General features: G+C 68.8%; 21 protein-coding genes and 1 tRNA gene. 9 read left to right on the top strand and 13 right to left on the bottom strand.

What is annotated here, in order from left to right:
* Nucleotides 1–38: 38 nt before the first annotated feature.
* Nucleotides 39–788: an SDR family NAD(P)-dependent oxidoreductase gene (locus BLR04_RS28505; protein WP_090771001.1), complete on the bottom strand. Its 750-nt coding sequence runs from the start codon at nt 786–788 to the stop codon at nt 39–41.
* 295 nt (nt 789–1,083) lie between these two features.
* Here BLR04_RS28505 and BLR04_RS28510 point away from each other — a divergent pair, with 295 nt between their 5' ends.
* Complete coding sequence (locus tag BLR04_RS28510; protein ID WP_090771003.1) at nt 1,084–1,827, top strand: GNAT family N-acetyltransferase; 744 nt, start codon at nt 1,084–1,086, stop codon at nt 1,825–1,827.
* 41 nt (nt 1,828–1,868) lie between these two features.
* Nucleotides 1,869–2,093: a translation initiation factor IF-1 gene (gene infA, locus BLR04_RS28515; protein ID WP_090771005.1), complete on the top strand. Its 225-nt coding sequence runs from the start codon at nt 1,869–1,871 to the stop codon at nt 2,091–2,093.
* Between the two features lie 36 nt (nt 2,094–2,129).
* Here infA and BLR04_RS28520 read toward each other — a convergent pair whose 3' ends face one another.
* A complete protein-coding gene (locus tag BLR04_RS28520) occupies nt 2,130–2,315 on the bottom strand; it encodes a hypothetical protein (protein WP_090771007.1) in 186 nt (61 codons plus the stop codon).
* 250 nt (nt 2,316–2,565) lie between these two features.
* Nucleotides 2,566–3,012 (bottom strand): hypothetical protein, encoded by a 447-nt coding sequence (locus BLR04_RS28525; RefSeq protein WP_143022254.1) that lies wholly within the window; start codon nt 3,010–3,012, stop codon nt 2,566–2,568.
* A gap of 119 nt (nt 3,013–3,131) precedes the next feature.
* Here BLR04_RS28525 and BLR04_RS28530 point away from each other — a divergent pair, with 119 nt between their 5' ends.
* Together BLR04_RS28530 and BLR04_RS28535 are read left to right on the top strand one after the other, a co-directional pair.
* The gene (locus tag BLR04_RS28530; RefSeq protein WP_090771011.1) at nt 3,132–4,130 is read left to right on the top strand and encodes an ATP-binding cassette domain-containing protein; all 999 of its coding nucleotides are present in this window, start codon (nt 3,132–3,134) and stop codon (nt 4,128–4,130) included.
* Complete coding sequence (locus tag BLR04_RS28535; protein ID WP_245740619.1) at nt 4,127–4,966, top strand: ABC transporter permease; 840 nt, start codon at nt 4,127–4,129, stop codon at nt 4,964–4,966. Before BLR04_RS28530 ends, BLR04_RS28535 begins: the two co-directional genes overlap by 4 nt.
* Here BLR04_RS28535 and BLR04_RS28540 read toward each other — a convergent pair.
* From BLR04_RS28540 to dnaA, 10 genes are all read right to left on the bottom strand, one after another.
* The gene (locus BLR04_RS28540; RefSeq protein WP_090771016.1) at nt 4,957–8,112 is read right to left on the bottom strand and encodes an ATP-binding protein; all 3,156 of its coding nucleotides are present in this window, start codon (nt 8,110–8,112) and stop codon (nt 4,957–4,959) included. The genes BLR04_RS28535 and BLR04_RS28540 overlap by 10 nt on opposite strands.
* Nucleotides 8,113–8,342: 230 nt before the next feature.
* Nucleotides 8,343–8,416 (bottom strand) — tRNA-Ile (locus BLR04_RS28545).
* A gap of 130 nt (nt 8,417–8,546) precedes the next feature.
* The gene (locus BLR04_RS28550; RefSeq protein ID WP_090771017.1) at nt 8,547–9,272 is read right to left on the bottom strand and encodes a DUF3566 domain-containing protein; all 726 of its coding nucleotides are present in this window, start codon (nt 9,270–9,272) and stop codon (nt 8,547–8,549) included.
* A 3-nt stretch (nt 9,273–9,275) separates the two neighbouring features.
* A complete protein-coding gene (gene gyrA / locus BLR04_RS28555; RefSeq protein WP_090771019.1) occupies nt 9,276–11,771 on the bottom strand; it encodes a DNA gyrase subunit A in 2,496 nt (831 codons plus the stop codon).
* Between the two features lie 21 nt (nt 11,772–11,792).
* Nucleotides 11,793–13,736 carry a DNA topoisomerase (ATP-hydrolyzing) subunit B gene (gene gyrB, locus BLR04_RS28560; protein WP_090771021.1) on the bottom strand — a complete coding sequence of 648 codons (1,944 nt, stop codon included), beginning with the start codon at nt 13,734–13,736 and terminating at the stop codon, nt 11,793–11,795.
* Nucleotides 13,737–14,038: 302 nt separating this feature from the next.
* On the bottom strand, nt 14,039–14,617 hold the full coding sequence (locus BLR04_RS28565) for a DciA family protein (RefSeq protein WP_245740620.1): 579 nt from the start codon (nt 14,615–14,617) through the stop codon (nt 14,039–14,041).
* Nucleotides 14,607–15,851, bottom strand: coding sequence for a DNA replication/repair protein RecF (gene recF, locus BLR04_RS28570; RefSeq protein WP_090771023.1), 1,245 nt, complete (start codon nt 15,849–15,851; stop codon nt 14,607–14,609). Before recF ends, BLR04_RS28565 begins: the two co-directional genes overlap by 11 nt.
* Nucleotides 15,852–15,914: 63 nt before the next feature.
* Nucleotides 15,915–16,898 carry a phosphogluconate dehydrogenase (NAD(+)-dependent, decarboxylating) gene (gene gnd, locus BLR04_RS28575; RefSeq protein ID WP_281191735.1) on the bottom strand — a complete coding sequence of 328 codons (984 nt, stop codon included), beginning with the start codon at nt 16,896–16,898 and terminating at the stop codon, nt 15,915–15,917.
* A gap of 7 nt (nt 16,899–16,905) precedes the next feature.
* Complete coding sequence (gene dnaN, locus BLR04_RS28580) at nt 16,906–18,045, bottom strand: DNA polymerase III subunit beta (RefSeq protein ID WP_090771027.1); 1,140 nt, start codon at nt 18,043–18,045, stop codon at nt 16,906–16,908.
* A gap of 534 nt (nt 18,046–18,579) precedes the next feature.
* Entirely contained in the window at nt 18,580–20,160 is a 1,581-nt protein-coding gene (gene dnaA / locus BLR04_RS28585; RefSeq protein WP_090771029.1) for a chromosomal replication initiator protein DnaA, read from the bottom strand.
* Between the two features lie 446 nt (nt 20,161–20,606).
* Here dnaA and rpmH point away from each other — a divergent pair, with 446 nt between their 5' ends.
* From rpmH to BLR04_RS28610, 5 genes are all read left to right on the top strand, one after another.
* Nucleotides 20,607–20,744 (top strand): 50S ribosomal protein L34, encoded by a 138-nt coding sequence (gene rpmH, locus BLR04_RS28590; protein WP_056680296.1) that lies wholly within the window; start codon nt 20,607–20,609, stop codon nt 20,742–20,744.
* A 62-nt stretch (nt 20,745–20,806) separates the two neighbouring features.
* A complete protein-coding gene (rnpA, locus tag BLR04_RS28595) occupies nt 20,807–21,169 on the top strand; it encodes a ribonuclease P protein component (protein WP_090771032.1) in 363 nt (120 codons plus the stop codon).
* Complete coding sequence (gene yidD, locus BLR04_RS28600) at nt 21,166–21,447, top strand: membrane protein insertion efficiency factor YidD (RefSeq protein ID WP_090771034.1); 282 nt, start codon at nt 21,166–21,168, stop codon at nt 21,445–21,447. The genes rnpA and yidD overlap by 4 nt, the downstream gene beginning before the upstream one ends.
* A 4-nt stretch (nt 21,448–21,451) precedes the next feature.
* Entirely contained in the window at nt 21,452–22,405 is a 954-nt protein-coding gene (yidC, locus tag BLR04_RS28605; RefSeq protein WP_090771037.1) for a membrane protein insertase YidC, read from the top strand.
* Between the two features lie 20 nt (nt 22,406–22,425).
* On the top strand, nt 22,426–22,914 hold the full coding sequence (locus BLR04_RS28610; protein ID WP_090771039.1) for a Jag family protein: 489 nt from the start codon (nt 22,426–22,428) through the stop codon (nt 22,912–22,914).
* Nucleotides 22,915–23,124: the final 210 nt, after the last annotated feature.

Here is a 23,124-nt window from a genome sequence, read left to right on the forward strand (position 1 = left end):
TGGGGACAGGCGCCTGTCCCCAGCGGTCCAGGCGGGCGTCAGACCGCCCAGCGACCGCCGTCCACATGCAGCGTCGCCCCGTGGACGTAGCTCGCCCGCGGCGAGGCCAGGAACACGATCGCCTCGGCGATCTCCCGCGGCGTCGCCGTGCGCCGCGCGGGCAGGGTGCTCGCGAGCGCCTCCAGGCCGTCACCCATGCCCGACGTTCCCTCGGTACGCGTCGGCCCTGGGCTCACCGCGTTCACCCGCACCCCGCTCGGCCCGAACTCCGCCGCCCACGACTTCGTCAGCAGCACGATCGCGGCCTTGCTCGACCCGTAAAGGCCGTAGCCCGCGTGACCGTGGTCGGCCACCATCGTGCTCACGTTCACGACCGCGCCCCTGCCGCGCTCGGCCATCGCCGGGACCAGCTCGGCGACCAGGAAGAACGGCGCCAGGACGTTGATGTCGTAGACATCGCGGAAGTCCTTCTCCTTCATCTCCGCCGTGGGCCCGTACGGGTAGATGCCGGCGTTGTTCACCAGCACGTCCACGTGGCCCGCCACCTCGGTCGCGGCCCGTCCGAGCGCGCGGGCGGACGCCTCGTCGCGCAGCGTCGCGGCCACGAAGTCGGCCCGTCCGCCCTTGGCGCGGATGTCCGCGGCGATCTCCTCGCCCTGCCGCGCGTCGCGGCCCGACAGCACCACATGCGCGCCCTGCCGGGCCAGCAGGTACGCGGTCTCCCGCCCGATGCCCTTCGTTCCCCCGGTGACCAGTGCGCTCGTCCCGGCCAGCTCTGCTTCGATCATCGTTTCCTCTCCCTACGAGTTCGTGCAGGGGGAGTAAGCGTCGCCACCAGGGAAAACATCCGGCTTCCCGATAGCTCTGCCCTATGGCCGCGATCGCCAAAACCGAGGACGGAAAACCGGTGGAAAGGGCGCGGTAACGCTGATAAGGTGCCGGGAACCGTGACAGACTGCGAGGAGGTGAGCCCACATGAACGCTGTATCGATGTGGGTGCTCCCCATCATCGTCACGGTCGGGCGGCTGCCCTAACGGTCGCCGGGAGCGCCTTCACCAGGCAATCCCGAAAGGCGACAACCAATGAAATCTGGCCATGTGGTCACGCGGGTCGCGGAACAGCAGTGGCACGCCATGGAGGGCGACCGGGTGGTCGGCCGCGGCGACACGTCCCGCAGAACCGACGGACGCACCTTCCTCAGCGTCGACGCCTGGCACGGCACGGTCTTCGACCGGCTCGCCGAGGCCATGCTGGCGGACCTGCCGAAGCCGCTGTACACGCTGGTCGACGAGACCGACCTCGACCTGACGTCCCGCTGGCAGCGCGCCGGCTTCACGACCTGGCGCCGCGAGTGGGAGTACGTCGTCCCCACCACGTCCGTCCCCGTGCCGCCACCGCCCGGCGTGACGATGCTGACCTTCGGCGAGGCGGAGCACGACCCGCTGCGCGAGCTCGACCTGGTGATCCGCGCCGAGGTCGAGGCCGGTCCCGGGTGGCACGAGATGCCGGCGGAGGTGCTGCCCGGCCCCGTCCCGCTCGACCCGTCGAAGTACGCGGTGGCGGCCCAGGGCGACGCGTACCTGGGGCTGGTCCGGCTCGGACCGGTGCCCCGGCGGCCCAGGATCGGCCTGGTCGCCGTCCGCTCCGACGCGCGGCGCCGGGGGATCGCTCGGGCGCTGCTCACCCACGTGCTGGCCGCCCTGCACCGCGACGGCGTCGAGTCGGCGTCGGCCGAGGTGAAGGAGTCGAACGAAGCGGCCCTGAGGCTGTTCGAGGGGCTGAGCGCGCGGCGCGCGAGCAGCAACCTGGAGCTGGTGCTGCGCTAGTCACCTCGACCACCCATTCCCCCCTTTAAGGAGTACGAAATATGGCCAGATCATCTGGCGGCATAGAAGTCGAGGGCACCGTCACCGAGTGCCTGCGCAACGCCACCTTCAGAGTCGAGCTCGAGAACGGGCACAAGGTGCTGGCGCACATCAGCGGCAAGATCCGCAAGAACTACATCAAGATCCTCCCGTTCGACCGTGTGCTCGTGGAGCTCAGCCCGTATGACCTCAACCGAGGCCGCATCCTCTTCCGCTACCGCAACTAGCAGCACCGACCGGGCCCCGTCCCGAGCCCGCCATGGTCAGCCGTCCCCCTTGTCACGCTGCTCGTAGATCGCAAGGGCGACGGCTCCCACCATGAACCCGATGCCGATCAGCGCAGTCGAGATCGAGAACCCCGGCGCCCCGAAGATCACCCCAAGAACGGCGGCGACAAGGGCAACAATGCCGGCTATCAACACATAGGTGAATAAATCCCGATCGGTCACGAGTCACCTCAACCAAGGAAGATCACGGGTCCGCCAGGATAGCCAGGCACGCACCCTTTGTCCCCCGGCCGGCCACGGACGCTCGCCCCACCCGTCAGCCCAGCCGGGCGGGCGTACGGAACCCTCGCCGCACAGCCTTCGCCGCCACGCGCGCCCGCCACGGCCCGCCCGGCCGGCGCCTTGACGAACCGCGGCAGCCCCGCGCCCGAGAGCCTCGCCCTCCTCGACGACGTGGTCCGTCACGGCCGGCTCACAGGGACACTATCTCCAGCCTCCACATCCCTTCCCGGTGGAGGAACCTGATCCCCACCAGATGGGAGGCATCCTGTCTGGCAAGATCCACGCCACACCGGCCCGGCCGGCATTCCGGCACGTCGTACGGGTTGGTGCTCCATCCGTGCGACTCGAACACCGCGGAGATCTCTTCCTCGGAGACCACGTCTTCGACCTCGGCTTCGAGCCAGGCACCGCCATCAGCCGAGTCGCACCCGTCCATCTCGTACAACCGGACCTTCCCCAGCCGGCTGTCCCGCAGCACCGGACCGACGACGTCCTTCAACACGTCGATCTCACGGCTCGTGACAGCCCAGCAGTCACCAGCACTCGCGCCGGTGCCCGCACAGGCCGTACCGCCAAGTAGGACCACCAGAGCCGCGACCACCACGCCCCGGGCACTCCTCCGCGCCTTTCTGATCATGAGAACGCATTGTCCGCCTGCGAAAAGACCGTCCGCAACGGATACCGTTCAGTGGCCGATGAGTGCTGGTGAAACCTGGTCGAGGGTGCTGTGAAACCAGGGGGGCGCAGAGTGGGGGCATGAGCATCATAGAAGCGGCTCCCCGCGGGGACACCGACCTCGCCGTACGTACGGAAGGGCTGGTGAAGACGTTCGGCGAGCACCGCGCCGTCGACGGGATCGACCTGCGCATACGCCCGGGCGAGATCTTCGGGGTCCTCGGCCCGAACGGCGCAGGCAAGACCACCATGCTGCGGATGCTGGCCACCCTGTTGAAGATCGACGCCGGCCGGGCCGAGGTCTTCGGGGTCGACGTGGCGGGCAACCCGCACGTGATCCGCCAGCTGGTCGGCGTCACCGGCCAGTACGCGTCCGTGGACGAAAGCCTCACCGCCCGCGAGAATCTCTGGCTCTTCGGCCGCCTCCAGGGCATCGCGTCGCCGCGCGCCCGGAGCATCGCCGCGGAGCTGCTCGGCCAGTTCGGGCTGGAGGAGGCGGCCGACAAACCGATCGCGCAGTTCTCCGGCGGCATGCGCCGTCGCCTCGACCTGGCGGCCAGCCTGATCACCAGACCGCCGCTGATCTTCCTGGACGAACCGACCACCGGCCTCGACCCGCGCACGCGCGGCCAGATGTGGGACACCATCCGCTACCTGGTCGCCGACGGCTGCACGGTGCTGCTGACCACGCAGTACCTGGACGAGGCCGACCAGCTCGCCGATCGCGTCGCCGTCATCGACCACGGCCGCAAGGTCGCCGAGGGCACCCCCGACGAGCTGAAGATCGCGGTCGGCAACTCCACGCTCCAGCTGCTGCTCGCCGACCCGGACGAGGTGTCCGCCGCCTCGGAGGTCGTACGGCGGGTGCTCGGCTCCGACCCGGTCCTCAGCCCCGAGCGAGGCCGCCTCAACGTCGCCCTCGACCAGGCCGACCTGGCCGCGGACGTACTGATCGCGCTACGTACCGCCGGGGTGTCGATCACCTCGGTGAGCGTGGCCAAGCCCAGCCTCGACGAGGTGTTCCTCGCCCTCACCGGCCACGGGACGGACGACGATTCCAGCACGGAGGAGAACCGTTGAGTAGCACCATGATCGCGCCCGGTCGCGAGGCGGTCCGGGCCGCCGACCGCGTGGCGGCCGCCCGGCGGCACGTCTCCATGGGGGAGACGATCAGCCAGACGATGACGATGGCGTGGCGGACGCTCAAGAAGATGCGCCGCAACCCGGAGCAGTTCTTCGACGTGGCGCTGCAGCCCATCCTGTTCACCGCGATGTTCGCCTTCATCTTCGGTGGCGCCATCGCCGGTGACGTGCAGAGCTACCTGCCCCTGATGATCCCCGGCATCCTGGCCCAGACCGTGCTGACGACCTGCATGGCCACCGGCACCCAACTCCGCGAGGACATGGAGAAGGGCGTCTTCGACCGGTTCAAGTCGTTGCCGATCGCCCGGATCGCGCCGCTGGCCGGCCCGATGGTGGCCGACCTGCTGCGCTACACGATCGCGGCCACCCTGACCTTCGCCATGGGCCTGGTGATGGGCTACCGCCCGGGCGGGGGAGCGGTCGGCGTGCTGGCCGCGATCCTGCTGGCGATCTTCACGGGCTGGTCGCTGGCGTGGATCTTCACCTGGATCGGCACGATCGCCCGGAGCGCCCAGGCCGTCCAGGGCTTCTCCATGATGATCTTGTTCCCGCTGACGTTCCTCTCGAACGCGTTCGTACCCATTGAGACCCTGCCCGGCTGGCTGGCCGCGTTCGTCCGGATCAATCCGGTCTCACACCTGGTCACGGCCGCCCGCGACCTCGCCAACAGCGCCCTTGTCAGCGGGGAGGTCGCCTGGACGATCCTCGCCTGCCTGATCGTCATCGCGATCTTCGCGCCGCTGTCGGTGCGCAGCTACAAGCGTCACATGTGACCCCGCCCGGCGACCTGCTCGACGAGGCTCCGCGCCTCGTCGAGCAGGTCGGAGCCGCGTCGATCGCCGTACTCGGCCCGCACGGCCGCGACCGTCCCTGGCGCGGCCCGCTCGGCGTGCGCTTCGATCCGCTCGAACGCCATGCTGGGCGTGAAGCTGTGGTACGAGAACCGCTCGGCCAGCACCAGCAGCCTGATCGCGTCGCGAGGAGCCATGGCGTCGCGCAGCAGCCCCCACACACCCAGCGCGAAGATCACTGAGCCGCACAGCGGGTGGTCGAGGAAGGGGCTCTTGGCTGCCAGCAGGTCGCCGCCCCGGACGGTGGCGAACAACTCCTCGCCGTACCCGACCTCCTCCTGCGATGCGTGGTACGCGTGAACCGTCAGGGCCGCCGACTCGGCGGCGATCGTCCACGGCCAGGAATCCGCGCTCGGCGCCCCGTGCCGCCGCAGGTCACGCGCCCGCTGCACAGCCAGCCGGTACTGCACGAGCGCGGCGGCCGTCCGGCCGCGGGCGAGGGTGAGCTCCGCCGCGCACACCTTCGCGAGCACCACCCCGCCGAGCACCGCCTCGTTGTCGTTGATCCGGGTGATCTCGGCCAGCTCGGCCTCCGCGCTGTCGAGGTCGCCGTCGGCGAGCGCGGACGTCAGCAGCAGCGCGCGGAGCTGGGTCTCGTCGTCGGTGGCGCCGATCCGGCTCAGCACCGGGATGGCGGCCCGCGCGTGCCCGTCCGCCCGCCGCCGGTCGCCGAGCTGCCTGGCCAGCTGGGCCAGCTCGGCATGCATGATCGCGGCGAACCACGGCCCTTCGCTCTCGGGGATCATCGTCAGGGTCCGCTCGGCGGCCTCGACCGCCCCTGCCACGTCTCCGGCGTTCTCCAGGACGTGCGCCCTCATCTGCGTCGCCGCCAGGACCACGTGCCGGTCGGCGCTCCCACACAGTGCCGCCAACCGGGAGCCCACGTCGGCGCCGTCACCCGCGTGGCACGCGAGCAGCGCGGCGACCAGCCCCGACAGCCGGGGATCCGTCGCCTCGCTGGTGGGCAGCGTACGAAGCAGATCGAGCAGCGGGTCGTCCTCGCTCCGGTCACTGATGATCACGGTGTTCATGATCGTGATCATGGCGGCTGCCCTGGTCACCTCGACGAGCGACGGCGGCGGCGTCCAGCCGGTGATCACCTGGGTGATCGCGTCGCGGTGCACGAGGATCCGCGGGTGCTCCCCGCGGATCGACCACAGCGAGCCGACGCCGGTCAGCAGCTGAATCGTCGTGACGGGATCGGACTCGCCGAGTGCCTGCCGGAGCAGATCGGCGAGGTTGCTCTCCTCGGCGCGCAACGCGTCGGCCGCGGCGAACTGCGCCGGACCGTACAGCTCGCCACCGTGTTCGAGCGCGTACGCCGTCGCCCAGGCCCGCTGCGCGGCCCGGGCCGGCTCCTCCTCGCCGGCCTCCGTCAACCGCATCCGCCCGAACTCCCTGACGGTCTCCAGCATCCGGTAGCGCAGACCGTACGTGGTCTCGCGGACGCTCAGCATCGACTGCTGGGTCAGCGCGTCCACGGCGTGCAGGGCGTCGGGTCCGAGTACGTGCTCGGCGGTGGCCAGCGTGAAACCGTCGCCGAACAGCGACAGCCACCGCAGCGCCCGCCGTTCCGGCTCGTCCAGCAGGTTCCACGACCAGTCGATGACCGCGAGCAGCGTCTTGTGCCGGTCGGGCGCCGTACGGTTGCCGCCGCGCAGCAGCGCGAACCGGTCGGCCAGCCGCCGCGCGATCTCCTCCACCGACATCACCCGCACCTTGGCGGCGGCCAGCTCGATCGCCAGCGGCAGCCCGTCGAGGCGGGCCACGACCTCCTCGACCGTCCCGTCGTCGATCCGGACATCGGCGCGGGCCGCGGTCGCGCGCTGGCGGAACAGCTCCGCCGCCTCGGCCGTGGACAGTTCGCCCAGCACGTAGACGCGTTCGGCGGGGATCGACAAGGGGGCGCGTGAGGTCACGAGCACCCGCAGGTCGTGGGTCGTCACGGTCAGGTACGCCACCAGGTCGGCGACCGCCTCGATCACGTGCTCGCAGTTGTCCAGGATCAGCAGCGCCGGGGCCTGGTCGAGATGCTGGGCGATCCGCGCGCGAACGTCGGAGCGCTGCTCGGCGGTCAGGGCACGACGGCCGCTGACCGAGTCACGCACCCCGAGCGCCGACCCCACCTCGCCCACCACCCCGTCCGGGGAGGAGACTCCGACGAGCTCCACGAAGTGAGCGATGGGCTGCGCTGCCTTCCGGCCCACGACATGAGCCAGCCGCGTCTTGCCCAGCCCGCCGGGACCGACGATGGAGACAACCCGGCTGGTCTGCAGCAGCGCGTGCACCGCGCGGATGTCGTCGTCCCGGCCGAGCAGCGAGGAACCGTCGAACAGGATGCCCTCGCGCACCGGCCGGTCCGCGACGAGCAGTTCGGCGTACACGCGGGTGAGCTCGGGCCCCGGGTCGGCGCCGAGCCGCGCGACCAGTTCGGCGCGATACCGTCCGTAACGCTCCAGTGCGGCGGCGGCCCCTCGCCCGGCGGCCTCGCTGCGCAGCAAACAGGCGAACAGCTCCTCGTCGTACGGCTCGTCGGCGGCGGCCGCCTCCAGCAGGGGGAGCGCGCGCTCATGAGCGCCGCTGCGGCTCAGCGCGATCGCGGCCACCCGCCGCACCTCCGCCACCCGCCGCGCGGTGACGTCCCTCAGCTCGGCGAGCGCGCCCGTGGCGCCGTCCGGCCCGCCGGACGCCAGAGCCATGGCCTCCTCGGCACGCCGGCGCGCGAGCGCCGTGTCGTCCGCGCCCAGCGCGGCCCGCGCCTGCTCGACCAGCGAGCCGAGCAGCAGCGCGTCCACCTGGTCGGCGGGCAGCCCGAGCCGGTAACCGCGCGGGATCCGCACCACGACGTCGGCGCCGGTCGCCGCCCTGGTGCGCGACACGACCACCTGCAGCGCCTTCGTCGGGTTGGCCGGCGCCTCGTCCGGCCACAACTCCTCGACCAGGCGTTCGTCACTGACCCCGGCCCGCCCGTGCAGGGCGAGCACGGCCAGCAGCGTGTGCGCACGGTCACCGACCACGGGCACACCCTGCCATCGGACGCCGTCGAGCAGGACCAGTGCGGGGGACACACCCCCAGCTTACGGACGAAGCACGGAAGACGACCGCGAATATCTCGCCCGTGGACCGCTCATGCGATCGAAACCCGGCATCCCGATCGACCGCAGGTCACCAACGCCGCCAACACCACGACAGCCTGGGACACCCGTACGGCGACCCGCCCAACCCTGGAAACGGCGATACCCGCCCACAAACGAAGAACCGCCACCCGAAAGCCGGATGGCGGTCTGATGAATCTCTGTGGGGCTACCAGGACTTGAACCTGGGACCTCTTCCTTATCAGGGAAGCGCTCTAACCGTCTGAGCTATAGCCCCGCACGCACCCCGAACGTTATCGCATTCGCCTCGTGGAGGCGAACCGCTTGTTCGGAACGAGGAAAAGCTTACCGCTTCCGGCGGGCTGCTCGCGCCGTGCCCGGTGTCGGCACGGCGCGAGCGCTCCCGCTTACTCGGCCTCGCTGAAGGTCACCTCGACGCCGCCCACCAGGTTGGCGGCGAGGTTGTAGATGACCGCGCCCAGCGTGGCCAGAGCCGTGATCAGCACGACGTTCACGGCCCCGATCAGGGCGGTGTAGCCGAGGATGCGCACCGGCTCGAACCACGAGGCGATGTCGATGGGAATCGAGTTCTGGCCGCCCTCGCCCTGGCCGAGCTGGTTGACCAGGTCGACCACCGAGTCGAAGACACCGAGGGCCGACAGCACGCCGTACAGGACGGCGACGGCCACGAACAGCACCACGAAGGCGACGATCGAGACCACGAAGCTGAACTTCATGGCCGACCACGGCTCGACGCGCCGCAGGACCAGGTGGGCCTTACGGGGGAGCCTGCTGTTGCCCCCGGAACCGGACGACTTCTTCCTCGAGAAGTCGACGGCCGGCGGCGCCTCGCTGGCCAGCGACGGACGGATGTGCTGCACCGTCTCGTTGCCCGCCTCCGGACCCGGCGGCGGGCCCTGAGGCGGCCCCTGCTGCGGGGACGCCTGCTGATGCGCCGGAGGCGGCACGGGCCTGTTGCCGTCGTTCTGAGGGCCTGGCGGCCTGCCCTGCGCGGGCTTGCCGTCGTTGCCGTCGTCCACCGCGTCGAACATCTCGGTCTCGGCGGGCTTCTTCGGCTGCTGCCCGTTACCCGAGGTCGCCTTCGCTCTGGCGGAGCCACCCTGAGAGCTCATGGGCTACTCTCCTCCGTTTTCCTCGTTGTCCACCTGAGCGTCGATGGACTCCGTGTTCCGGGCGAGGGCCACCACGCTGTCGCCTTCGGCGAGATTCATCAAACGCACTCCCATGGTCTGGCGGCCGGACTGCTTGATCTCACCGGCACTCGTCCGGATCACCCCACCGGCGGACGTTATCGCGAAGATCTCGTCCTCTGGGTTGACCATGACGGCTCCGACCAGCTTGCCACGGGACGAAACAATCTTCGCAGTAAGCACACCTCGGCCGCCACGTCCTTGGACCGGATACTGTTCCACTGGCGTCCGTTTTGCGTACCCAGCCTTCGTGGCGACAAGCACGTCTTGACCGTCGGCAATCCTATTCATGGCGAGAAGTTCGTCACCGTCGAGGAATCTCATGCCGATGACGCCGCTGGTCGCGCGGCCCATCGGCCGCAGTGCCTCGTCGGAGGCGGTGAACCGGATCGACTGCGCGCCCTTGGAGACGAGCAGCAGATCGTCGGACTCGGAGACCAGGCGGGCGCCGATGACCTCGTCGTCCTCCCGCAGGTTGATGGCGATGAGGCCACCGGACCTGGGGGAGTCGTACTCCGACAGTTTCGTCTTCTTCACCAGCCCGCTCCGGGTGGCGAGCACCAGGTAGGGCGCGACTTCGTAGTCACGTAGAGCCAGGACTTCCATGACTGTTTCGTCGGGCTGCATGGCGAGAAGGTTCGCCAGGTGCATGCCCCGCGCGTCGCGGCCGGCGTCCGGCAGTTCGTACGCCTTCACCCGGTACACCCTGCCCTTGTTCGTGAAGAACAGCAGCCAGTGGTGCGTCGTGGTGACGAAGAAGTGGTCGACGATGTCGTCCTGGCGCAGCTGCGCGCCCCTGACGCCCTTGCCGCCGCGCTTCTGGGCGCGGTAGAGGTCGGTCTTGGTGCGCTTGGCGTAGCCGCCGCGGGTGATCGTGACGACGACCTCGTCCTCGGCGATGAGGTCCTCGATCGACATGTCGCCGTCGTAGGCGATGATCTCGGTCTGGCGCTCGTCGCCGTAGCGGGCGACGATCTCGGCCAGCTCGTCGTTGACGATCTCGCGCTGGCGGCTCTCGCTGGCGAGGATCGCGTTGTACTCGGCGATCTGCGTCATCAGGGCGTCGTGCTCGTCCTGGATCGCCTGCCGCTCCAGGGCGGCCAGCTTGCGCAGCTGCATGTCGAGGATGGCCTGCGCCTGCACCTCGTCGATGTCCAGCAGCGCCATGAGGCCCTGCTGGGCGTGCGAGGCCGACTCGGAGGCCCGGATGAGGGCGATGACCTCGTCGAGCCGGCTCAGGGCCTTCAGCAGGCCGCTGAGGATGTGGGCGCGCTCTTCGGCCTTGCGCAGCAGGTAACGCGTCCTGCGGACGATGACCTCGATCTGGTGCGCCACGTAGTGCCGGATGAACTGGTCGAGCCGCAGCGTGCGCGGCACGCCGTCGACCAGCGCCAGCATGTTGGCGCCGAAGGTGTCCTGGAGCTGGGTGTGCTTGTAGAGGTTGTTGAGCACGACCTTGGCGACCGCGTCGCGCTTGAGCACGATCACGAGCCGCTGCCCGACCCGCGAGGAGCTCTCGTCGCGTACGTCGGCGATGCCGGTGAGCTTGCCCTCACGCACCAGCTCGGCGATCTTCAGCGCCAGGTTGTCGGGGTTGACCTGGTACGGCAGCTCCGTGACGACGAGCGCCTGCCGGCCCTTGTCCTCCTCGACCTCGACCACGGCGCGCATGGTGATCGAACCGCGGCCGGTGCGGTAGGCGTCCTCGATGCCCCGCCGGCCCACGATGAGCGCCTTGGTGGGGAAGTCGGGGCCCTTGACCAGCTTCATCGAGGCTTCGAGCAGCTCTTCGTCGGTGGCCTCGGGGTTCTCCAGCGCCCACTTGACGGCGGCGCCGACCTCGCGCAGGTTGTGCGGCGGGATGTTGGTGGCCATGCCGACCGCGATGCCGCCCGAGCCGTTGACGAGGAGCTGCGGGAACCGCGCCGGCAGGACGTCGGGCTCCTGCGACTTGCCGTCGTAGTTGGGACGGAAGTCGACGGTCTCCTTGTCGATGTCGCGCAGCATCTCCATGGCGATGGGCGCGAGCTTGCACTCGGTGTACCGCATCGCCGCCGCCGGGTCGTTGCCGGGCGAACCGAAGTTGCCCTGCCCGTCGACCAGCGGATATCTGAGCGACCACGACTGCGCGAGGCGGACCAGCGCGTCGTAGATCGAGGTGTCGCCGTGCGGGTGGTAGGTGCCCATCACGTCACCGACGACGCGGGCGCACTTGAAGTAGCCGCGGTCGGGACGGTAGCCACCGTCGTACATCGCGTAAAGCACCCGGCGGTGCACCGGCTTCAGGCCGTCGCGGACGTCCGGCAGCGCCCTGGACACGATGACGGACATCGCGTAGTCCATGTAGCTGCGCTGCATCTCGGACTGGATGTCCACCGGCTCGATGCGCTCAGCCGGGGGAGTGGTGTTCACGTCCGTCACAGGTAAGAGTCCTTCTGCTGGTCAGACATCGAGGAAGCGAACGTCGCGCGCGTTGCGGATGATGAAGTCGCGCCGCGCCTCGACGTCCTCGCCCATCAGCACGCTGAACAGGGCGTCGGCCTGGGCCGCGTCGTCGAGCGTGACGAGGCGCAGCAGCCGCGTCGCGGGGTTCATCGTGGTCTCCCACAGCTGCCCGGCGTTCATCTCGCCCAGACCCTTGAAGCGCTGGACGTTGTCACGGGGCCGCGGGTCGGGCTTGCCGTTGCGGATGCCCTCGGCGATGACCGCGTCGCGCTCGGGGTCGGAGTAGGCGTACGAGGCGTCCTCGCCCTTGCGGTCCCACTTGATCTTGTAGAGCGGCGGGCACGACAGGTAGACGTGACCGGCCTCGATCAGCGGACGCATGAACCGGAACAGCAGCGTCAGCAGCAGCGTGTTGATGTGCTGGCCGTCGACGTCGGCGTCGGCCATCAGGATGACCTTGTGGTAGCGCAGCTTCGAGATGTCGAACTCGTCGTGCACACCGGTGCCGAGCGCCGTGATCAGCGCCTGGACCTCGGCGTTCTTCAGGACCTTGTCGATCCGCGCCTTCTCCACGTTGAGGATCTTGCCGCGGATGGGCAGGATCGCCTGGAAACGGGAGTCGCGGCCACCCTTGGCGGAGCCGCCGGCCGAGTCGCCCTCGACGATGAACAGCTCGCACTTCTCGGGGTCGTTCCACTGGCAGTCGGCCAGCTTGCCCGGCAGCCCGCTGCCCGACTCGAGCAGCGACTTGCGCCTGGTGAGGTCGCGCGCCTGGCGCGCGGCGATGCGGGCGCGCGAGGCCTGCAGCGACTTGTTGATGATGTCTTTCGCCTCGCCGGGGTTGCGCTCGAACCAGTCGCGCAGATGGTCGTTGCAGGCCTTCTGGACGAACGACTTCGCCTCGGTGTTGCCCAGCTTGGTCTTGGTCTGGCCCTCGAACTGCGGGTCGGACAACTTCACCGAGATGATCGCGGTCAGCCCCTCGCGGACGTCTTCACCGGAGAGGTTGTCGTCCTTGCCCTCCTTGAGGAACTTCTGCTCGCGGGCGTAGCGGTTGACGATCGTGGTCAGCGCGGCGCGGAAGCCCTCTTCGTGGGTGCCGCCCTCCGCCGTGTTGATCGTGTTGGCGAACGTGTAGACGGACTCGGTGAAGGAGTTGTTCCACTGCATGGCGATCTCGACCGCGATGCCCTCGCCCTCCTCCTCGAAGGAGATGATCGACGAGTGCGCCGGCTCCTTCTTGGCGTTGAGGTACTGGACGAAGTCGGCCAGACCACCCGCGTACGAGTAGGTCACCGTGTGCGGTTCGCCGTTGACGTGGTCGGGGCGCTCGTCGGTGAGCGTGATCGTCAGGCCCTTGTTGAGGAAGGCCGTCTCCTGGAAGCGCCGCGAGAGCGTCTCGTAGTTCCAGGTGGTGGTCTCGAAGATCCCGGGGTCGGGCCAGAACGTGATCGAGGTGCCCGTCTCGTCGGTGCCCTCGCCCTGGGCGAGCGGCGCGACCGGCTTGGACATCTCGTAGCGCTGGCGCCAGTAGTGGCCGTTCTGCTTGATCTCGACGTCCATGGCGGTGGACAGCGCGTTGACGACGGCCGATCCGACGCCGTGCAGACCGCCGGAGACCGCGTAGGACTGGCTGTCGAACTTGCCGCCCGCGTGCAGCGTGGTCAGCACGACCTCGACGGCGGAGCGCTTCTCCACCGGGTGGATGCCGGTGGGGATGCCTCGCCCGTCGTCGATCACGCGGACGCCGTTGTCGGCCAGGAGCGTGATGTCGATCCTGGTGGCGAACCCGGCCAGGGCCTCGTCCACCGCGTTGTCCACGATCTCGTAGACCAGGTGGTGGAGGCCGCGCTCGCCGGTGGAGCCGATATACATACCCGGGCGCTTACGAACCGCCTCAAGCCCTTCGAGTACGGTGATTGAGCTAGCGTCGTAGGACAACTGCGAAATCCTCCTGCCGCGGACACGCGGCGGGGGAGGCGATCAACCTAGAAGCTGCCCCTGCCGTGCCCGTCACCGTCGTGAGTGCCCCGATGCGCGGTCACCCAGGGGAGTCGGCTTGGTGCCGGGGTGACACGCAAGCGGACGTGTCCGGAATCCTTTTTCATTCTACCGCCTCCGGAGGCCCGAGGTGGCAATGAACGCGCCTGTGATGCTCTCTAGCTCGTTTTGCCCCCTGCCCAGCATCCCCCCTCCGGAAAGGGGGGCGATCGCGTCTGTGGCTTTCTGATCGCCCCCGACGCCTACCCGTAGGTGTCACCGGGGCCCCGGCTTCCGGTCACCCGCAACCCTCCCGACGGGCGGGGCGCGTTCTGCGGCCCCCTGACCTTGACCTTCGTGACCGTGCCGTCGCCGAGCTCCTCGTTGAGCCTGCGTACGAGGGTGCGCGCGAGCAGCCGGACCTGCGTCGCCCACGCCGTCGAGTCGGCCACGACCAGCACCTCGCCGTCCTCGAACGACTCCGGCTTGGTGTGGGCGGCGAGGCCGGGGCCGACGATGTCGCGCCAGCGTCCGAAAACCGCCCCCACCGCCACCGGACGCTCCCAGCCGCGGTCGGACAGCAGGTCGGCGATGGCCCGGCCGAAAAGCTGGGGATCGCCGCCGTTACGGCTCGGACCTGCCTTCTTGCGCCTCGGCTCGCGCCGGGGGAGCTGCCCGCGCTTGGCGGCGTCGGCCTTGGCCTGGGCGAGCTTCTCGCGCGCCATCGCCACCCCGCGGGCGGTCACGTGCTCGGGCGCGGGCCCGTCCGCGGGTTGTCCACCGCCCTGTGGACGGCCGGGCCCCGCCTCAGTGGCCGGGCCGCCCGGCTCGTCAGCGGACACGGGTCACACTCCCTCCTGTGACGTCGAACCGGCCGCCCGTGAGCTCCGCGGGCACGTCGTCGGGCACGGCGGCGGTGATGAGCACCTGCTCGGCGGGCGCGACCATCTCGGCGAGCCGCCGCCGGCGCTGACCGTCGAGCTCGGCGAACACGTCGTCGAGGATCAGCACCGGGTCGCCCCCGTCGGCGCGCAGCAGGTCGTAGGCGGCCAGCCGGAGCGCCAGCGCGAACGACCAGGACTCGCCGTGGCTGGCGTACCCGCGGGCGGGCAGATCGCCGAGGCGCAGGATCAGGTCGTCGCGGTGGGGCCCGACCAGGGTGACGCCCCGCTCGAGCTCCGACTGGCGGACCTCCAATAGCCGCTCCCGCAGACTCTCTTCAAGGGTTTTCCCCAAGTCTGTGGATAACGTCTGTGTATCAAGAGATCCCCTGTCAGCGGGGGCTTCACGCTCTCCGTCGCCCTCTCCGGTGTCCACACCTGTGGACAACGTGCTGCGGTAGGCCAGCGTCGCCGGCGCGCTCGACGGGGCGAGCGCGGCGTACGCGCCGGCGACCAGCGGCCGCAGCGCCTCGATCAGCTCCAGCCGCCCACGCAGCAGCTCCGCACCGTGCTGGGCGAGGTGGGCGTCCCAGACCTCCAGCGTGCTCAGGACGTCTCCGGCGCCCGCGGCCGAGAACCCGGCGTCGCGTTCCTGCCGCCGGGCGCTCCTGGCCCCTCTGCGCGCCTGCGCGGCCGTACGCAGCAGCGCGCCGCGCTGCTTCAGCACGCGGTCGTAGTCGGCCCGCACGCCGGCGAACCGCGGCGTGCGCGCCACCAGCAGGTCGTCGAGGAAGCGACGGCGCTCGGACGGGTCGCCCTTGGACAGCGCGAGGTCCTCGGGGGCGAACAGCACCGTGCGCAGCAGGCCGACGACGTCGCGGGCCCGCGACACGGGCGCGCGGTTGAGCCGCGCGCGGTTGGCCCGCCCCGGGTTGATCTCCAGCTCGACGAGCGCCCGCCGGTCGTCCCTGTGGACGGCGCAGCGCACGATCGCCCGGGTGGCGCCCTGACGCACGAGCGGCGCGTCGTTCGCCACCCGGTGGCTGGAATGCGTCGCCACGTAGCCGAGGGCCTCGACCAGATTGGTCTTGCCCTGGCCGTTGGGCCCCACGAACGCCGTGACGCCCGGCTCCAGGCCGAGCTCCACGGAGGCGTAGGACCGGAAGTCGGTCAGCGAGAGGTGGGCGACATGCACCCCTCGAAGGTTAGTGCGCCCCGGCGGCTGCTGGAGGCACCTGTGGCCGTCCTGTGGAAAACCCTAGCGGTCGACCTCGCGCGGCGGCGTCACGTCGGCGCCGGGAGCGTCGGCGCCCTTGGAGACGCTGCCCTCCTTCGAGGTGACCGCGTGGCCGCCGAACTGGTTGCGCAGCGCCGCCACGACCTTCATCGCGGGCGAGTCGTCCTGCCGCGAGGCGAACCTGGCGTACAGCGCGGCGGTGATGACCGGGAGCGGGACGGCGTGGTCGACGGCCGCCTGGACCGTCCAGCGGCCCTCGCCGGAGTCTTGTGCGTAGCCGTGCAGCTGGTCGAGGTGCTCGTCGTCGTCGAGCGCGCGAACCAGTAGGTCGAGCAGCCAGGAACGGATGACCGTGCCGGTGCGCCAGCTGGCGAACGAGCCCTTGACGTCCTTGACGATGTCGGAGGCCTCGAGCAGCTCCCAGCCCTCGGCGAAGGCCTGCATCATGCCGTACTCGATGCCGTTGTGGACCATCTTCGAGAAGTGGCCCGCGCCGACGTCGCCGGCGTGGACGAAGCCGTCCTCGCCCTCGGGCTTGAGCGTCTCGAAGATCGGCATGAGCCGGTCGACGTTGGGCTTGTCGCCACCGCACATGAGCGCGTAGCCGTTCTGCAGGCCCCAGACGCCGCCGCTGACGCCGCAGTCGACGAAGCCGATCTGCTTGCGGGCCAGCTCGGCGGCGTGCTTCTGGTCGTCCACGTAGTGGGAGTTGCCGCCGTCGACGACGATGTCGCCCTCGGCGAGCAGCTCGCCCAGCTGGTCGATGGTGGACTGCGTCGGCGCGCCGGCGGGCACCATGACCCACACCGCGCGCGGCGCCTCAAGACGTTCGGCCAGCTCCTTCAGGCTGCCGACGTCGCTGACGGCCGGGTCGCGGTCGTAACCGACCACCTCATGACCACCGCGGCGCAGCCGCTCGGCCATGTTGCCGCCCATCTTGCCCAGTCCGATCATGCCGATCTGCATGTTCCGTACCCCCCTTGTCAGGGTTTCATCTTCCCCGATGTCAGCCTCAGCCTGACAGTCGGATGGGCATGATCAGGTAACGGTAATCGGGACCCGTCGCGTCATCCACAGGCTTGCCGCCGGTGAGGATAGCGGGCTTCGTCGAGGTGGTCATCTGCAGCCTCGCCACATCGGAGTCGATCGCCCCCAGCCCTTCCAGGAGGAACTGGTGGTTGAAGGCGATGTTCATCTCCTCGCCCTCGTAGTCGACCGGCAGGGCCTCGACGGCCTGCGCCTCGTCGCCGCTGCCGGCCTCCAGCACCACCTCGCCGCTGCGGAAGGCCAGGCGTACGGGGGTGTTGCGCTCGGCGACCAGGGCCACGCGTTTGACCGCCTCGACGAACGGCCCTGTGGACAGGTCGGCGCGGGCGGAGAACTCGGTGGGCAGCAGCGAGCGGTACTTGGGGAACTCGGGGTCGAGCAGCCGCGTCGTCGTCCGGCGGCCGTTGCTCGAGAAACCGATCATGCCCTCACCCTTGCCGCCGGAGGAGCTGAGCGCGATCTCGACCTCGGCGCCGCTCGTGCCGAGCGCCTTGGCCGTGTCGGCGAGCGTCTTGCCGGGGATCATCGCGACGGCGCTGAAGTCGGGCTGCCCCGGCTGCCACCTGAGCTCGCGTACGGCCAGCCGGTAGCGGTCGGTCGCGGCGAGGGTGACCGTGTCGCCCTCGATCTCCATCCGCACGCCGGTGAGCATCGGCAGCGTGTCGTCGCGACCCGCGGCGACGGCGACCTGGGCGACGGCCGAGGCGAACACGTCGCTGCCCACCCGGCCGGCGGCCGGCGGCATGGCCGGCAGCGAGGGGTAGTCCTCCACAGGCATGGTGAGGAGGGTGAACCGCGAGCTGCCGCAGGTGACGACCGCCTTGGCGCCGTCCACCACGAAGTCCACAGGCTGTGCGGGAAGCGCGCGGGTGATCTCGGCGAGCAGCTTGCCCGAGACCAGGACGACTCCCGGCTCACCGGTGTGGAGCTCGAGCGTGACCTCGGCCGAGACCTCGTAGTCGAAGCCCGACAACTTCAGCCGCTGCTCGTCGGTCACCTCCAGGCGCATGCCGGCGAGCACGGGCACCGACGGCCGCGCCGGGAGGCTGCGTGCCGTCCATGCCACCGCCTCAGCGAGGACGTCTCGCTCGATTCGGAACATCACGGTGATCAGCCTCCTGCTTCGTCGTTGATTGCGCGAGTCCACTCTCCCGCACTCGTGCTCGGGGAGGGGCCCCTCTATGAGTCTTTGAGTTTCTTAGTTAGAGAGATAAGAGGTCATCACACTAGGGGCTGTGGGAACTGTGGACAACCGGCGTCTTGGCTGGTCAGTGGCCGTATTTTCGTCCACCGAGGGTGTGGGTGAAGCCTGGGGAGAACTCGGCGGCCTGGGGATGAGTTTTCTTCGCCCACAGGCCGTCCCCAGATCTTGGTGCCTTCATCCACGGCAGAACCGGGGTTATCCACGAGGTTTCCACAGCTTATCCACGGGGTAAATCGGACGCCCCTGGAGCCCCAGATCCGCTGTTCACAGGCCGTCCACACGTCATCCACACTTATCCCCGAGTAGTCCCCAGGATGTCCCCACCCTTGTCCCCAACCGATGTGGATGGATTTTTCCTGGCTTTCCCGGGCATTCGGCGGTCGCGATTTTGCGTTTGCGCTGGTCCACAGCGTTTTCCACAGGCTGTGCATGAAGTCAGGAGCCGCGCTGTGTCTGCTTGATCCGCATTGTCAGCTCGTTGACCTGGTTGTACATCGACCGGCGCTCGGCGATGAGCGACCGGATCTTCCGCTCCGCGTGCATGACCGTGGTGTGGTCGCGTCCGCCGAACTGCTGGCCGATCTTCGGCAGCGACAGCTCCGTCAGCTCGCGGGCGAGGTACATCGCGATCTGCCGGGCGTTGACGAGGGCCCGGCTGCGGGACGTGCCGCACAGGTCGTCGATGCTGATGCCGAAGTAGTTGGCGGTCTCGGTCATGATCGCCGCGATGGTGATCTCGGTGTCGGACTCCGAGGTGATCAGGTCCTTCAGCACCACCTCGGCCAGTTGCAGGTCGACGCCCTGCCGGTTGAGGCTGGCGAACGCGGTGACCCGGATCAGCGCGCCTTCGAGCTCGCGGATGTTGGTCGAGATGCGGCTGGCGATGTACTCGAGCACCTCGGGCGGCGCGGCCAGGCCCTCCTGTATGGCCTTCTTCCGCAGGATCGCGATGCGGGTCTCGAGCTCGGGCGGCTGGACGTCGGTGATCAGACCCCACTCGAAGCGGTTGCGCAGCCGGTCCTCCAGCGTGATGAGCTGCTTGGGCGCCCGGTCGCTGGAGATCACGATCTGCTTGTTGGCGTTGTGGAGGGTGTTGAAGGTGTGGAAGAACTCCTCCTGCGTCTGCTCCTTGCCCTCCAGGAACTGGATGTCGTCCACGAGCAGGATGTCGATCGCGCGGTAGCGGCCGCGGAACCCGTCGGCCTTGTGGTCGCGGATGCTGTTGATGAAGTCGTTGGTGAACTCCTCGGAGCTCACGTACCGCACCCGCGCGCCGTCGTAGAGGCTCTGCGCGTAATGCCCGATCGCGTGCAGCAGGTGCGTCTTGCCCAGTCCCGAGTCGCCGTAGATGAACAGCGGGTTATACGCCTTCGCCGGCGACTCCGCGACCGCGACGGCGGCCGCGTGCGCGAACCGGTTGCTGGCGCCGATGACGAACGTCTCGAACGTGTACTTCTGGTTGAGACGGGCCGGTTCGCTGGGCTTGCTGCTCTTCGCCTCCCACCGGTTGGGGGCCGGCTCGGGGGACTTCTCCACAGGCGGTGTGTACGGCTGCGCCTGTTCAAAAGTGAAGCCCTGCTGTGGATATTCGGTGGACGACGCAGGCTGCTCGGGCTGTGGGGAGTAGTACTGCGGCGGCTCGGAAGCCGGACTGTGCTGGGGTTGCGCGGGCTGTGCATAACGCAGCTGACCCTCCACACCCTGGGGATAACTCTGAGTCACAGGCTGTTGATGAGGGTCGCCGGGCGACGGCTCGGGAGCCGTCGTGTCGATCATCACGGCCAGCCGCATGGTCCGTCCGAGCTCCTGCGACAGCGCGTGCACCACGAGCGAGCGCAGCTTGCCCTCGATGAGGTCCTTGACGAAGTCGTTCGGGACGCCGAGCACGATCGTGTCGTTCGCCAAGGCGATCGGACGCACCATCGACAACCACGTGCGCTGCTGGATCGGCACGTTCTCGTTGAGGAAGTTGCCCAGGGCCCTCGCCCATACCGCGCCGAGATCGACACCGTTCATGGCGCGACTCCCCTCCTCGATCCTCGCGGGCCCCCGCGTTTGTCTGTCCACATGAGACGGCCGCCCATGTCGATGAGCGGCCGGTTCGTCCACAGGTGGCGGCCGGGCGTCGTACCGCCCGCCTCCACAGCTGATCCACAGGCTGTCCACAGGCCCTGAGCGGCTCGAAAAGGCCGACAGTAGCGATGTGCACAGCTGTGTTCAAGACGTTGTCCACAGCCTAGTGGCACCTGGGGGCACATACTGTGGACGTAGTCCCGGTGGTGGAAAACCCGCCTGTGGATTGGTGGACAACCGCTCCGGTTTGACCTGGGGGGTCCTTCACCCGTAACGTACGACGGTCGGCTTGTCACGCGACGGCTATTTCGCGTGCCCTCGCACTCCTGGCAGGCCATCCATGTGTGTTCAGCGTCCTTGTGGCGCACCTTCGAGCCTGGAGCCCACCCGTGAGCAAGCGTACTTTCCAGCCGAACAACCGTCGCCGCGCGAAGACCCACGGCTTCCGGCTGCGGATGCGCACCCGGGCCGGTCGCGCCATCCTCGCCGCCCGCCGTCGTAAGGGCCGCGAATCGCTGTCGGCCTGATCGTCCCGCGCCCGATAGTCGGCCCGCCGGTGCATCTCACCGGCGGGCGATAGGCGTATACGGTGCTGTCCCGGCAATCCCGCATGCGGCGCGGGGAGGAGTTCGAGGCGGCGGTCAGACGCGGCAAACGCGCCGGCCGCCCGACCCTGGTGGTGCATTTCACGCTTTCAGGGGACGAGCCGCCTCTGGTCGGATTCGTGGTGAGCAAGGCCGTCGGTGGCGCAGTGACCCGGAACAAGGTCAAACGACGGCTCCGACACCTGATGCGGGACCGTCTCGACCGGTTGCCACGAGGTAGCCTGCTTGTGGTACGCGCCAATCCACCGGCCGCGTCCGCGCGATTCGAGCACCTGGCCGCCGAACTCGACTCCGCGCTGGATCGTCTCCTCCGGCGGCGCGAGTCCTCGACGGGTGAACACAAATGACGGAGCAGCCGCACCAGGTGGCGCCGAGCCTCGCCGCTCGGGTGTTCATCGTCCTCATCCGGTTCTATCGGGCGTTCATCAGCCCGCTGCTCGGTCCGCGCTGTCGCTTCTACCCGTCGTGCAGTGCCTACGGGCTGGAGGCGATTGCCGTACACGGCGCCTTGCGCGGCATATGGCTGACTGTCCGGCGTATCGGGCGGTGCCACCCATTCCATCCCGGAGGTATAGACCCGGTGCCCCCACGCCCGGTCCGGTCCCACGAAACGCAAGGGAGATAGCTCGGTGGAGCTGTCCTGGCTGAGCTGGCTGTACCAAGCCGTAGCCCACGTCATCATCTGGATCCATACTGGATACAGCACGGTCCTCGACCCGGACAGCGGGCTGACCTGGGCGTTGACGATCATCACGCTGACCGTGTTCATGCGGCTCCTGATCTTCCCGCTCTTCCTCAAGCAGATGCGCTCGTCGAGGAAGATGCAGGAGCTCGCCCCCAAGGTGCAGGAACTGCGTAAGCGTTACAAGAACGACAAGCAGCGCATGAACCAGGAGGTCATGGCGCTGTACCAAGGAGCGGGGGCCAACCCGCTCGGCGGCTGTCTTCCTGTGGTCGCCCAGTTCCCGATCTTCATCTCCATGTTCACCGTGCTCCACAACATGGCTGACGGCCATGCGAAGTACGGCATCACGCAGGAACTCGTCGACAGCGCCAGGAGTGCGCACATCTTCGGCGCGCCGCTGCCCGCGAACTTCTGGATGTCGGCGGAGCAGATCGCGAACTTCGGCGCGACCCCCGTCCAGACCAAGGTGGTCCTGGGGATCTTCGTGGCGATCAGTTCGTTCACCACGTTCCTCACCGTCCGGCAGAGCGTCACCCGCTCGATGCAGCAGATGCCGGACAACCCCATGGCGCAGCAGCAGAAGATCCTGATGTACATCTCGCCGCTGTTCGCCTTCTTCAGCCTGAACTTCCCCCTCGGCCTGATCATGTACTGGGTCACCACCAACCTGTGGACCCTCGGTCAGCAGCACTGGTTCTACAGCCGGCACCCCATGCCGAAGTACGACGCCAAGGGCAATGTCATTCCGGTCGAGCCGAAGCCCAGTTTGATCGCGAAGCTCCGCAAGACCACGCCGGCCGAGCAGGCACCTACGCCGGAGCCTCCCGCGCCTAAGATCATTAGGCAGCAGCCGACCCGGCAGACCCGTAGCAAGCGCACCGGCAGCAAGAAGTCGTGAACACGAAGGAGAGGCCGGCCATGACCGAGGCCGAGCAGGAGAAGGCTCCTGATCTCAATGCGCTGGAGCAGGAAGGCGAGATCGCTGCCGACTACGTCGAGGGCCTTCTCGACATCGCCGACATCGACGGCGACATCGACATGGACGTCGAGGGCGACCGCGCTCTCGTCTCCGTGGTCGGAGTGAAGGGCGCCGAGCTGGTCGGGCCTGGGGGAGAGGTCCTCGAGGCGCTGCAGGAGCTGACCCGTCTGGCCGTGCACCGCCAGACCGGCGAGCGTTCGAGGCTGATGCTCGACGTGGCCGGCTACCGCGAGCGGCGCCGCGCCGAGCTCACCAAGCTCGGCACCGAGGTCGCCAACGAGGTCAAGGAGCGCGGTGAGCCCAAGCCGCTGCAGCCGATGACGCCGTTCGAGCGGAAGATCGTGCACGACGCCGTCGCGGCGGCCGGGCTCCGTAGCGAGTCGGAGGGGGAGGAGCCCCACCGCTACGTGGTCGTCCTGCCCGCCTGAGGCGTCTCACGTCCCTGGATCGGCCGTCCGCCCGCCGTCGCGCGTGGCAGGCGGCCGTTCGTCATTTGTCACGTTTTTTACCGTACGTGGCTTCTTGGGGGGATGAAGGATCGTTTGTCATAGGTGAGTGGTGTGCCGGGATCGCTGCGCAGACCGCTTTCAGCCCGGCCCGCTAGTCTTCACCTGTGATCTCACCCGTAGCCTTGGGTG

Origin of the sequence: Nonomuraea maritima (genome assembly GCF_900100395.1) — a bacterium.
Taxonomy (GTDB): domain Bacteria; phylum Actinomycetota; class Actinomycetes; order Streptosporangiales; family Streptosporangiaceae; genus Nonomuraea; species Nonomuraea maritima.